Below are 12,181 nucleotides of genomic sequence, written 5' to 3'. Positions count from 1 at the left end.
GTTATAGACCTTCAAAACGAAAGATTATATCAATCAGTTGATTCTTTATATAAATATGTTAGATTCATAATTATTAAAAACAAAAGGATATATATTTATATAGAAGAATTATAATTAATAATGTTTTGTTATAGACCTTCAAAACGAAAGATTATATCAATCAGTTGATTCTTTATATAAATATGTTAGATTCATAATTATTAAAAACAAAAGGATATATATTTATATAGAAGAATTATAATTAATAATGTTTTGTTAATGACCTTAACATAGATGAACTACCTATGTTGAAGGTCTATTTTGCTCTAAAGAACTCATATACTGTTAAAGTAAATCCATTCAGAGTCAAAACTACCCGGAAGGATTCACTTGATTCTGATGTCCTTAAAGACCCAGTACCAACTGCTTTTCTCCACAAAGAAACAAAAGGATGCTTTTTGCTGCACAAAACCACAATTTCAAACTGAATAGGAGCATGTTCAATTTGAATTATTAGCTCATTATCAGACTAACTACCAGACAGTATAATACTTGTATCTAAAAATCACTATAGTATAATTTAGTACAAGATAAAGATTAAGAAAATAAAGGAGTACATATGATAAAAATTTCAGATAAGATAAAATCACTTGATAAAGCAATGTCACTTGGTATTTTAACAGCTGATGTTCTAGTAGAAAAATCATGCAGTGAAATAGTTGAGCTATTAAATAAAGAAGTAGAAGTTATAGAAAAATTGACCCTAGATAATTATAGAAATGAAACATTAGAAGCATCAAGGGCTATATACAAAGCACTATGTAAGGATCCCTCAAGGTATAGAATATCTTCTGATTCATTATTTAGAAGAATAATAAAGAAAAAAGGTATTTATTATGTAAGCAATGTTGTAGATATAAACAATATCATCTCAATGAGAACTCTTTGGAGTGTTGGAGCCTACGACATGGAAAAGATAGAAGGGGATATAGTTTACGGAGTAGGAAGTGATGAGATTTATGAAGGCATCGGAAGAGGGATATTAAATATAGACAAACTTCCTGTCCTAATTGACCAAAAAGGACCATTTGGAAGTGCAACATCAGATTCATTAAGGACAATGGTAACGGAAGACACTAAGAAAATACTAATGGTAATACACGCTTTTGGTGATGGTCAAGGACTAGAAGCATCACTTAATGATATGAAAAATTATTTAGAAAAGTATGCATCGGGTGAGAATGTGAGCATTACAATTGTAATGCCGTAGTTCGTTGGTCGTAGGTCTTTGAAAACCCAAAAATGATGTTTTTAGCTGAAGCTAAACCGTAAATATAAATTGAATTAGTGCGTTTTCAATATATATTTACTAACTTACAAGGTAATTTTCTGTCGAAAAGATACTTTATATAAGACCCCAGTTAAAGTCGCTCCTATCCGCATAGTAATGACATGCATATGGAGTGATTTTGCCTTAAATTAGTTAGATTGTATAATAAGTACCTTAGTTCCTTGGTCTACATCTTTGAAAACCCAAGAGGGATGTTTTTAGCCAAGGTTAAATCGAAAAGATATTTTATATAAGACCCAGAACCAACTGATTTTCTCTTGTTAGAGGTGACCGCATTCCAAATTAGTTTATCCTATAAGAAAGTTTTTTAAAGGATTTCAAATCAGATTAAGACCAACTACTGTTATTTTGGTAGAATAGTTTTATTAATTGAAAGTATTCAGATATAAAAACACCTAAAAAGATAGTATTATTACATTAAGAAGATAATGTATTCGACTATATGGAGGTGTCAATAGTGCTTGATAAAAACTACAAAGATAAGAGTGGTATAGTTTATGCTTATGAGAATAAAGGTAGAGTATCATTAAATGTCATGCTGGTAAATGATAAAGGAGAAGTTACTAACAGGAATAATTGGACCTTTGATCTATTAGGTGAAAATATATTTTTTACTATATTAGAGCAAATTTTTAAAAGTTACAAAGGGATAAAAAACTATTACTTTGCTATGCCAGGTTCAAGTGATAGAGGTGTATTTCATTTAACAGATTTCTTTGAAATATCGGAATCATTAATGAGAGAAAAAATTAAAGCTTATGACCTAGATATTTGTTTCATAAACGACGTAGATGCAGCAGTATTTGGATATAGTCATGAAAAACTTGATGAAGAAGAAACCTTGAAAAAAATAGTAGGAGTTTTTATACCCAAAGAGTATCCACCAGGAATGGGTATCTATTTCAATAATTATCTTGATACTAAGGAAAGCACTTTTCCCGGAGAAATCAAAAATATGTATCCAGATTTTGAGTGGGACAAACTATATTACCTATCCTCAAGTAAAAGAGTAGAAGTAATATCCCAATTATTAATTTCATCAATTAGTCTCTTGGCACCAGATGAATTTGTAGTTTATTCTGAGTATTTAAGTGCTGATGATTTTAATGGTATTCTTGCTTTAGTAAAGAAAACCTTAAATGATCAGTTTACTAGTAAGATAGTTTTGAAACAATCTATAAGAGATGATTTAGAAAAAGGAATGGTTTTAAAGATTGGGCAAGAAGAGGTAATAAGCAGTGTTTAGCTCAATGTTGTTAGGGGAAAAGAGGAATCACACAAGACTGTGTTTGTGTTAGGAGAATCAATATTGCAAACAATATTTCGAGGAAGAGGAAGAGCTTAAGTTCCGTAAGAGATAATAATGGTCTTGAGTTTTTCCCTTTCTCCTTATTTTGTTTACAAAATAAATTCCCCTAGTTTTATATATAAAACGATTCCACTTTTCACCCAAGCAATGCAGCCATGCTGCTGGTATTAGCGAAGTAATGGCACCAACACTTGCAAAAACAAGTGTGATGGTCACCAGTATTTCTATAGAAATACTGGTGGCACAAAAATTCTCTTCCTATCAGACTAAGTACTAAAATCATTGTTATTATCTGGTATTTTGATATACACTAATTATAGTAGATGTGTTTTAGGTTCTAAAAATGTTTATTATAGGAGGTGTAATAATGTACATAATAATACTAATGTTACTAGGCTGGAGAGAAATATATATTACATATGATAGAACAAGGCAAATGGGAGTTCAAAGTTTACTTAACAATAATTCAATAAAAACAAAATCCAGAACCGTCTATTCCGGAAGCCGTGGAGGTAGAGGAGTAGTACTGGCAAGTGCAAATAGTTCAACTCACTATTTGTATGTAAAGAAAGGGGATTACGATAAAGCCAAGAATCTTATTGGATAGGGAAGTTCAGTAGATTCTTGGATGCAGTTCTTTCAAAAGCACAGAGGGCTGTTTTTAGCTAATGAAGAGACCCAGTACCAACTGCTTTTCTCCGTAGAGATAAGGAAAGGATGCTTTTTGCTGTACACAAAACCATAATTAAAAATTGAATAGAAGCATTTTCAATTTGAATTATTAGCTCACAAAGCAGTTTAGCCGAGAAGAAATATACTTATTCTGTTAAAGTAAATCCATTTTGGGTCAAAACTACCCGGAAGGATTCACTTGGGAATTTGGGTCTAAGAGAAAAGACCCTATTTCAACTGCTTTTCTCCGAGAAGAGAACAAAATCATAATAAAAAATTTAATAAGAACATTTCAATTTGAATTATTAGCTTACAAAGTAGTTTAGAAGTATATGGTGATAAAAAGAAGTAAAAATATACCTTTAAATTGATATATTCTAATAGATAAAAGGAGAGATAACAATGAATGAAGAGCATAAGTCAGTAAAAGAAATGTGGGAAAAATATTTAACTTCTATAGGTGATGATATTACAAAGACTGATAAAAAATATACTTCTTGGCACTTTTGTGACAATGAAAAAGATGCAAATGAACTAGCCCAGTTAGTTAAAGAAGATGTTAAAAAAGCGACTGCTTCATTATATGATTTGTATGAAATAGAAGGCGAAGTATTACCAAAAGTATCAGATTTAAGTATAATCACAGACTGGAATGGAATAGCTAAGTGCATTATAAAAACAACAAACATAACTCATGTACCATTTAAGGATGTAACAGAAGATTTTGCAAGAACTGAAGGTGAAGGAGATAAAAGCTTGAACTACTGGAGAAAGGCCCATATAGCTGCCTTTAGCAGAGGATTAAAAGAATTCAATCAAGAATTTTCAGAAGATATGTTAGTTGTCTGTGAAGTTTTTAAAGTAGTTTATAAGTCTTAAGGCCTTGCTTTTTAGTCTGGTAGTTAGATGGTCTGATTGTCTGATAGGGTTAAAAGATTTAGATCTAAAGCGTTTCCTATCAGACGATCAGACTAAGTACTATCAGACTGCTACATCAAATGCAAAGATGAGAGACCTGACCCTAAACGCACTTTGAAAAAAGTTTTTAAGCACAACGAAAAAAACTGCCGGGGTAGGCAGTTTTTCAATTACAATCATTTAATTAAAGGGGGACAAATGATTACTGTTTGAAATTCATTAGAATCTCAATTTTAGTTATTAAGTTGGCTTTTCTTATTGTTTTGTTTGTTTATGAGCTAATACAAATATCCTTTAGTTGATTCTTATTTCAATATGTTGGATTCAAAATTTTTTAAATCTGAAGATACATAATGAAATATAAGAATTTCTAATAAGGATTTGTTTAGCGTTGTTCTTTTATTTAAATAGCACTTGTTCTTGCTATATTTATATATTAAAGGACATCTGTGAATAGATTATGAACGATAAGTAAGCAATGTGTAAAGAAAAAATTATATTAAATGAACATTTAGGTCATTGGTCGCAGTTCCTTTAAGGATTATAATCATATGGAGTGATTTTGCTTAAAAATGACCTGAACCAACTGATTTTCTCCTTAGTAAGAAATAAAAGGATGCTTTTTGCCGTGCAAAACCATAATTTCAAACTGAATAAAATCACTTCAATTTGAATTATTAGCTCACAAATTAGTTTAACCTAGAAGAAAATTATTTAAAGCTTTTCCTAGCAGACAATCTGACTAATTCCTATCAGACCGATCTTCGGGTCTATCCCCAGAAAGTTAATTTTTTTGTCCAAGCCCCAAAAGTATTGATTGAGCATAATTAATGTGTAAGATGTGGAGTTTGACAAAAAAAGAGGTCCAGCAAATGCAATAAGAATTGATGATGGCAAGGTGATAATAGATTATAATAAGTATATAGGTTTTGTAAGCTATTGTCCCAAAGATGCATTAAGGTTATCTGAAAAAGAAATTTATTAAAGAAGATAATAAAAAAATAGCTTTAAATTAATGAACGGAAAAAGGTGAAACCATGAAAATATACAGATTATTATCGATTTTAACAACTTTATTAAACAATGATTTAGTATCAGCAAAAGATTTAGCTGAAAAAAATGAAGTGTCTGTTAAAACAATTCAAAGAGATATAGAGACTTTGAATATGGCCGGCATACCAGTTTTTTCTGAAAAAGGGATGAAGGGTGGATACGGAATACTTGATTCATATAAATTTGATACAAAACTTTTGTCAACTTTTGAGTTAGCTGTCTTAAACTCAGTACTAGATGGATTGAGAAGTATTTATGATAACAAGCAATTTGAAGTGCTGTGGGAGAAGTTTGAGTATGCACTAAATGCTGATACCAATAAGGATAGAGTTCAAATGAAAATTGATTTGTCCCCTTGGAATGAGGATGAAACAATTTCCTTAAAGGTAAAAACTTTATCTGATGCAATAAAAGATAAAGTATTAATAAGTATAGAATATTGTAATTTAGAAGGAGTTCCATCAAAAAGGGAAATAGAAGCATATAGTCTGAAAATGAAAAGTTCTAGATGGTATTTATACGCATATTGCTTAAAAAGGAATGAATTTAGGGTTTTCAAGGTTAATAGGATAAGTCAACTTGAAATTACTGACAAACATTTTATTGAGAGGGAATATAGTGATTTTGATAATGAAAAAATGATAGCTTTTGATGAGGAAATTAAGATATTAAAATTCAGCAAAACCTCATACCCAAGAATAATAGATACTTTTAATCCAGATGAGATAAATGGATTAGATGAGGATTACATAACAGTTAAAACATATCGCAAAAAAGACAATTGGTTAATATCCATGATTTTATCCTTTGGAAATCAAGTTGAAGTTGTGGAACCAGAGTCCTTAAAAACTGATGTAAAAGAAATGATAATAAAAATGAATAATCTTTATAAATAGGACACACTAGATGTCCTATTTTTTATTCTAGAATAATAATGAAGAATAAAAAAGGAGATTGATTATGAATAATAAAAGTATGTTCTTAGAAAAAGATGGTTTAAAATTACACTATAAAATTACAGGTCAAGGTAAGCCAATTATATTACTTAATTCAGCCTTTGCAGATTTAAGGATATGGAGTAGTGTTGAAGAAGAGTTATCAAAAAAATACAAGCTCATACAACTCGACTTTAGATATACTGGAAAGACTGAGCAGGATGACTCTGATTATAGCATGTATGAGGATTTGAATTTCTTAATTAATGAATTAAATATAAGTGATGTAAGTCTAATAGGTCTTTCAGCAGGTGCCCACACAGCACTTGAGTATACTATACAGTATCCAGAGAAAGTCCAAAAACTATTTCTTATTTCGGCTGGATTATTTGGTCTAGAAGAAGATATAAATAAAGTGAAGAAAATGAATGATTTTCAATCAGAATTGTTCAGGGGAAATATAGAAGAGGCTACTAAAATATGGACTAAAGCTTGGTTGGTGGGAGAAAAGAGAAGTGAAAAAGATATATCTTCATATAATATAGAATTATTTAAAAAAATAACAAAGGAAAGTCTTTTGAAAAGTGCTAACTTTAAAATGCCATATTTCATAAATCCACCAGTCAATGAATTCTTAGATAAAATAGATAAGGAAGTTTATAATCTTGTAGGAACTTATGACTATGAAGATGTATTTAATTCAGCAAAAACCTTAAGTAAAAAAATTAAAAACTATAAAGAAGAAAAAATTGAATCAGGACATATTATAGCACTTGAGCAAGCAAATCTATTAATTGATAGGATAATAAAATTTATAGATTAAAGATAACTTATATAATCCCCAAGATTGATTCAGTAAAATGATCAACTAGGCTTAAAATATTAAGATCTAAAGCATTGACCATCAGACCATGAGACTGATACATCAAATGCAAAGATGAGAGACCTGACCCTAAACGCACTTTGAAAAAAGTTTTTAAGCACAATGAAAAAAACTGCCGGGACAGGCAGTTTTTCAATTACAATCATTTAATTAAAGGGGGACAAATGATTTTGAGATATTTAATCTCATGTAGTTATTAAGTTGGCTTTTCTTATTGTTTATTGTTTTTGTTATCTGCTATAAATATATAATAAGCCACATCTGTGAATAGATTATGAACTGTTAGTAAGCAATGTGTAAAGAAAAAATTATATTAAATGAACACGTAGGTTGTTGGTCGCAGTTCGTAGTTCGGAAGACACAAGGAATTTTTTCTATCGAAAAGAAACTATATATAAGACCCGAGTTGAAGTCGCTCCTGTCAGCAAAGTAATGACATGCATATGGAGTGATTTCACCTTAAAGCAGTCTGTTAGTACTTAGTTAGATTGTCTGATAGGTTTAAAAGATTTAGATCTATAGTACTTTCAACTATATCCGACTATACACCCTTTTGCTCTCTTGCTCCACACAAAGGTGCGAATTGCTCCAGCATCTACCAAAGATGCGATTACTCCAAAACTCCCTTCCTTTCAGACAATCAGACTAGGTACTATCAGACTGTTCTTCAAGGTCTGTACCCAAAAACGGGAAAATGGTAGACCTAGCCCCAAAGGTTATTGTTTATTTTAGACCTTGAATTAACTGATTTTCTCCGTACAGATATGACCTGTTTTTAAATTAGTTTAACCTAAAGAAATCCCTTCTTAGTAGACAATCTAAACCAAAAGGATGCTTTTAGCTGAAGCTAAACCGTAAATATAAACTGAGTAGTTTCATTCTCAGTTATAAATTTATTAGCTTAAATGCAAGAATGAGAGACCTGACCCCAAAAGTATTTTTAAAAGTTATTTTCTTTCAAAGTGTTGGTTAGATATATGAAATCTACACCTTGACCTTGGATTTCGTAGTAGCCATCTTCGAGAACATCATCTGATGATATTCTGAATACATTTGGACTTATAAATCTAATCATAACTGCTTTATTATATGGATCACCAACGTTAAACATGAGGAATCGTGATGGATATTTTAAAGTTCTTTCTTTTCTTGAATACCTATCTAAAGGAACCATGTCCATATCTGCAAAATACTTTAATATTTCATAGTGAACTTCACTTCCATATTCCTCTGTACGTGTTACAAGAAGTTTATGGAACAGTATTTGGTACTCAGCATATTTGATTTCAGCCCCTGAATCATATACTTCTGTCAAAGGATTATAGGGAGTATGATAATATATCACACCTTCAATCAGAAAGAATAGTATTAAGATTATCCATATTAGATTTAATTTATTGAACTTAGTTTTCATAAAAACACCTCAAGAAAATATTACTATATGTATAATTTTATTGGAATGTAATTTGGTATGTTTTTAGGTGATTCTCCAGTTTTTGTGTTATAATTATTCTGCAATAAAATAATAGGAGGGATATATATGATGGAAAGTGTTGAAATCACATTTTATGGAGATGAAGATGGTTATATTAATATGGAATGTCCATTTTGTGAATCGGATTTTAAGATGTTAATAGATGATTTAGAAAATGATGAGATAAATACAGAGGTTATATTTTGTCCTTATTGTGGTTTGAAAGAAGAAAGAAACAATTTCTTTTCTAAAGAGCAAGAAGTGGTAATGCAATCTCATTTAGAAAATATAGCTATTGAAATGATTAATAAGTCATTTGGTGATATGGCTAAGAAGATAAATAGGCAAAAAGGTATTTTGAAAATGACTCATAAGCCTTTAAAAAAGGTTAATGTAAAGGAGTATAGAGAATTTTTGGGTTCTGAAGTAATTAAGTCATGTTCAGAATGTGGTTTTCAGTATAAAGTTATAAACAATATGGGCGAGTCAATAACTTATTGTGTTAACTGCGGAGGTATAAATTATGAATAAGAAATCTCTACAGATTATAAGTATGGAATTTCGAGAGTTATCAAGTAAAATGTTAAATCCAAAAAGAAATGAATCAGACGTAAATTTACATAGATTTTTAGAGTATATAAATGATAATGAGTATATAAATTTTAAACTTGTAAAGTATTTCGAAAATACAGAGTTTGATTTTAAGGAATGCTTTCGATTTGAGAATGCTGGATGGGGATGTATAAACCCACCAAAATTAGAGGTAGATCATGTTAAAGCTATTTATGATTATATGAGTTATATAATAGAGTCAAAAAAATCTATAGAAAGCCATGCATTTAAATATCCTTCAGGAAGTAATAAGATAATTGATATGGTACGTAATCTTACATCATATTTCAAACCATTGGTTGATGTTATTAATGGATTTATTGCTAAGGATTTACTTCTTTTAGAGGATATTAACAATGTGACTATTAAGCAAAATATTCATAATAATTATGGAACAGCGAATGTTGCTACAGGAAATATTCATTCAAGTAATACATATAACATTAATGAGACGAAAGATATGGTGGAGCTATTAAAAAACTTGATTAATACCATTAATATTGAGCAAAATATTCCACAAACAGAAAGAGAAGAAGTTATTGATGATATTGAGATTGCAATAGAGCAATTAGAATCTACCACTCCAAAACTAGGAAGAGTTAAAAGTGCTAGTAAAAGATTTATTAACTTTTTAGGATTAAAGGCACTAACGTTGCCCTCTATTGCTGAATTTTTAGAATTACATTCTGATATAATTGTTAAACTAAAGGAGCTAGTACAATTAGGATAACATATTATTATACTGGTAGTTGAGAATAAAACAGTTAAAATAATTCAATAAAGTAACTCTCGTTTTATTAAATGAGAGTTATTTTGTTTTGAAAGGATTATTATATCCAAGTAGAGTAAAATCAATAAGTTTTAAGATCAGATAATAGGATAGTATATCTTAGTTGATTATATTCAACTATCTATTTTTATTCATAAGTAATATAGTTTAGATATAAATATTATAGGAGGAATGAAATGAATAAATTTAATGATTTTTTAGAGAAGTACGAAATTAAGTTGAGTCGTAAGAAGAATAATTCTAATTACGATATGTATTATAGAATGAGGAAAGGTTTAGTAAATCCTTCAGTTCCTATATTGAATAGATTTTATTATGAGTACCGTGATAAAATAGGACCTAACAAATTAGAATTGTTTGAATGTTTCAATATTCCTCAAGTAAATTATGAAATGGACAAACCCAAAATTTTATATATTGCTAATACTATGACAAAACGAAGAATTAATTATTATATAACTAGTGAATTGATAAAAAAATTATCATCTTCAAAGATTTTAGTTATAGATCAGCCATTATATGATGATTTATTTAATACTTTAGAGATTGATGTAGAATCTGATATTAGTTATTTGCATGTATCTGAGAATGGAGTTGGAAGTATAGTTGAGTGTGTTTTATCGACAAAATATTCAAATGTAGATTATTCAGTATTTTACTTAGAGCAAAATGTGAATTATGATATTCTTCATAACTATGAAGTGAATGATATATCTGAAAAAATAAGAAATGAATTATATAGTTTAGATAAATATGATTACATACTGATTAATTATATTGTTGATTATGATAATATGACTAAGTTATTAAGCAGGGCTTCAGATTCAATATTTGTTGTTACACACGAATCATCAGTTGACAAGTATAGACATTCATTGTTTACTGAAATTAAATTGTTAAATCCAAATTTAGAAATATATTCATTGCCACAATCATTAGAATATATAAATCTTCATGTTGAATTACAATCAGTAGAATTTGATAATGAAATAAGCAATACACTTAACTGTATTTTGGATAATTTTATATACTAGAAATAAAAGGGAGAAATAAATGGATTTTTTTGATGTTATATCAAATAAATATGTAGATTTTATAGCATTAGTATTTAGAAGAATTGTATATTCAGTTGTTGGAATTCTTATTCCTATACAATTTTCTTGGGTTTTAAAAGACAGCTCTTTGAGTTCAGTTTTTACTCAATATCAATTAAAATTATTGTCTGAAAAAATAGGAGTCACTACTGATAAACTTTCATTTTTTATTGATAGTTTGAGTATTTCTGTTATGAGTGGATTGTTTATTTTATTTTTAATCTGTGTTGAACGTAGTGAAACAGAGAATGGTAAAAAAGGTGGATTTAAATTGATTATTGTATGTTGTGCAATATTAAGGCTAATCTATGGTATGATTCTAGGAGCTTAAGTCAGTTATATTAGCATCTTTACTAGTGAAGTATCTGGAATTCAAAATTGTGAGAGTTTATAAAAATATATTATTAACATAAAAAAACTGCCGACATCCGGCAGTTTTTCATTTACAATCATTTAATTAAAGGGGGACAAATGATTATCGTGTGAGATTTTGGAAATCTCAATTTTAGTTATTAAGTTGGCTTTTCAATTATTGTTGTTTTTGTTCGTTTGTTATTTGCTATAACTATATATTAAAGAACATCTGTGAACAGATTATGAATACTTAGTAAGCAATGTGTAAAGAAAAAATTAAAAGATTATAAATAGTACTTAGTCAGATAGTTAGATAGTCTGATGGGGTTAAAAGATATAGATCCAAAGCATTACAATCAGATTAAATGACCCCGTACAACTGATTTTCTCCGTATAGATAACAAAAGGATGCTTTTTGCTGTACACAAAACCATAATTAAAAATTGAATAGGAGCATTTTCAATTTGAATTATTAGCTTTACAAATTAGTTTAACCTAGAAGAAAGTTTTTTTGTCATTTCCTGTCAGACTGAGCGCTATCAGACTGAATTTTGGTGTCTGTCCCCAAAAACGGGAAAATGGTAGACCTAGCCCCAAAGGTTATTATTTATTTTAGACCTTGAATTAACTGATTTTCTCCGTACCGATATGACCAGTTTTCAAATTAGTTTAACCTAAAGAAATCAATTCTTAATAGAGAATCTATATCAAAAGGATGCTTTTAGCTGAAGCTAAACCATAAATTTAAACTGAGTAG

At 29.3% G+C, this 12,181-nt stretch carries 12 protein-coding genes; 11 read left to right on the top strand and 1 reads right to left on the bottom strand.

What is annotated here, in order from left to right:
• Positions 1-598 precede the first annotated feature (598 nt).
• From N4A40_03080 to N4A40_03050, 7 genes are all read left to right on the top strand, one after another.
• On the top strand, positions 599-1,249 hold the full coding sequence (locus N4A40_03080) for a phenylalanine--tRNA ligase beta subunit-related protein (protein ID MCT4660818.1): 651 nt from the start codon (positions 599-601) through the stop codon (positions 1,247-1,249).
• 538 nt (positions 1,250-1,787) lie between these two features.
• Complete coding sequence (locus N4A40_03075) at positions 1,788-2,576, top strand: hypothetical protein (protein ID MCT4660817.1); 789 nt, start codon at positions 1,788-1,790, stop codon at positions 2,574-2,576.
• Positions 2,577-3,006: 430 nt separating this feature from the next.
• Entirely contained in the window at positions 3,007-3,246 is a 240-nt protein-coding gene (locus N4A40_03070) for a hypothetical protein (protein ID MCT4660816.1), read from the top strand.
• Positions 3,247-3,713: 467 nt separating this feature from the next.
• Positions 3,714-4,190 carry an ASCH domain-containing protein gene (locus N4A40_03065; protein ID MCT4660815.1) on the top strand — a complete coding sequence of 159 codons (477 nt, stop codon included), beginning with the start codon at positions 3,714-3,716 and terminating at the stop codon, positions 4,188-4,190.
• Positions 4,191-5,070: 880 nt separating this feature from the next.
• On the top strand, positions 5,071-5,214 hold the full coding sequence (locus N4A40_03060; GenBank protein ID MCT4660814.1) for a hypothetical protein: 144 nt from the start codon (positions 5,071-5,073) through the stop codon (positions 5,212-5,214).
• 52 nt (positions 5,215-5,266) lie between these two features.
• A complete protein-coding gene (locus tag N4A40_03055) occupies positions 5,267-6,178 on the top strand; it encodes a YafY family transcriptional regulator (GenBank protein MCT4660813.1) in 912 nt (303 codons plus the stop codon).
• A gap of 64 nt (positions 6,179-6,242) precedes the next feature.
• Positions 6,243-7,040, top strand: a complete 798-nt coding sequence (locus N4A40_03050) for an alpha/beta hydrolase (protein ID MCT4660812.1) — start codon at positions 6,243-6,245, stop codon at positions 7,038-7,040.
• A 1,000-nt stretch (positions 7,041-8,040) separates the two neighbouring features.
• Here the strand turns inward: N4A40_03050 and N4A40_03045 are convergent.
• Positions 8,041-8,514 (bottom strand): hypothetical protein, encoded by a 474-nt coding sequence (locus tag N4A40_03045; protein MCT4660811.1) that lies wholly within the window; start codon positions 8,512-8,514, stop codon positions 8,041-8,043.
• 126 nt (positions 8,515-8,640) lie between these two features.
• Between N4A40_03045 and N4A40_03040 the strand changes: the two genes are divergently transcribed.
• The 4 genes from N4A40_03040 (at position 8,641) to N4A40_03025 (ending at position 11,401) form a co-directional block, all read left to right on the top strand.
• Positions 8,641-9,105: a hypothetical protein gene (locus N4A40_03040; GenBank protein MCT4660810.1), complete on the top strand. Its 465-nt coding sequence runs from the start codon at positions 8,641-8,643 to the stop codon at positions 9,103-9,105.
• The gene (locus N4A40_03035) at positions 9,098-9,916 is read left to right on the top strand and encodes a hypothetical protein (protein ID MCT4660809.1); all 819 of its coding nucleotides are present in this window, start codon (positions 9,098-9,100) and stop codon (positions 9,914-9,916) included. The genes N4A40_03040 and N4A40_03035 overlap by 8 nt, the downstream gene beginning before the upstream one ends.
• Positions 9,917-10,152: 236 nt before the next feature.
• Positions 10,153-11,010, top strand: a complete 858-nt coding sequence (locus N4A40_03030; protein MCT4660808.1) for a hypothetical protein — start codon at positions 10,153-10,155, stop codon at positions 11,008-11,010.
• 19 nt (positions 11,011-11,029) lie between these two features.
• Positions 11,030-11,401, top strand: coding sequence for a hypothetical protein (locus N4A40_03025; protein ID MCT4660807.1), 372 nt, complete (start codon positions 11,030-11,032; stop codon positions 11,399-11,401).
• Positions 11,402-12,181 lie beyond the last annotated feature (780 nt).

Source organism: Tissierellales bacterium, assembly GCA_025210965.1.
Lineage (GTDB): Bacteria > Bacillota > Clostridia > Tissierellales > JAOAQY01 > JAOAQY01.
This window is presented reverse-complemented; position numbering and strand designations above follow the sequence as displayed.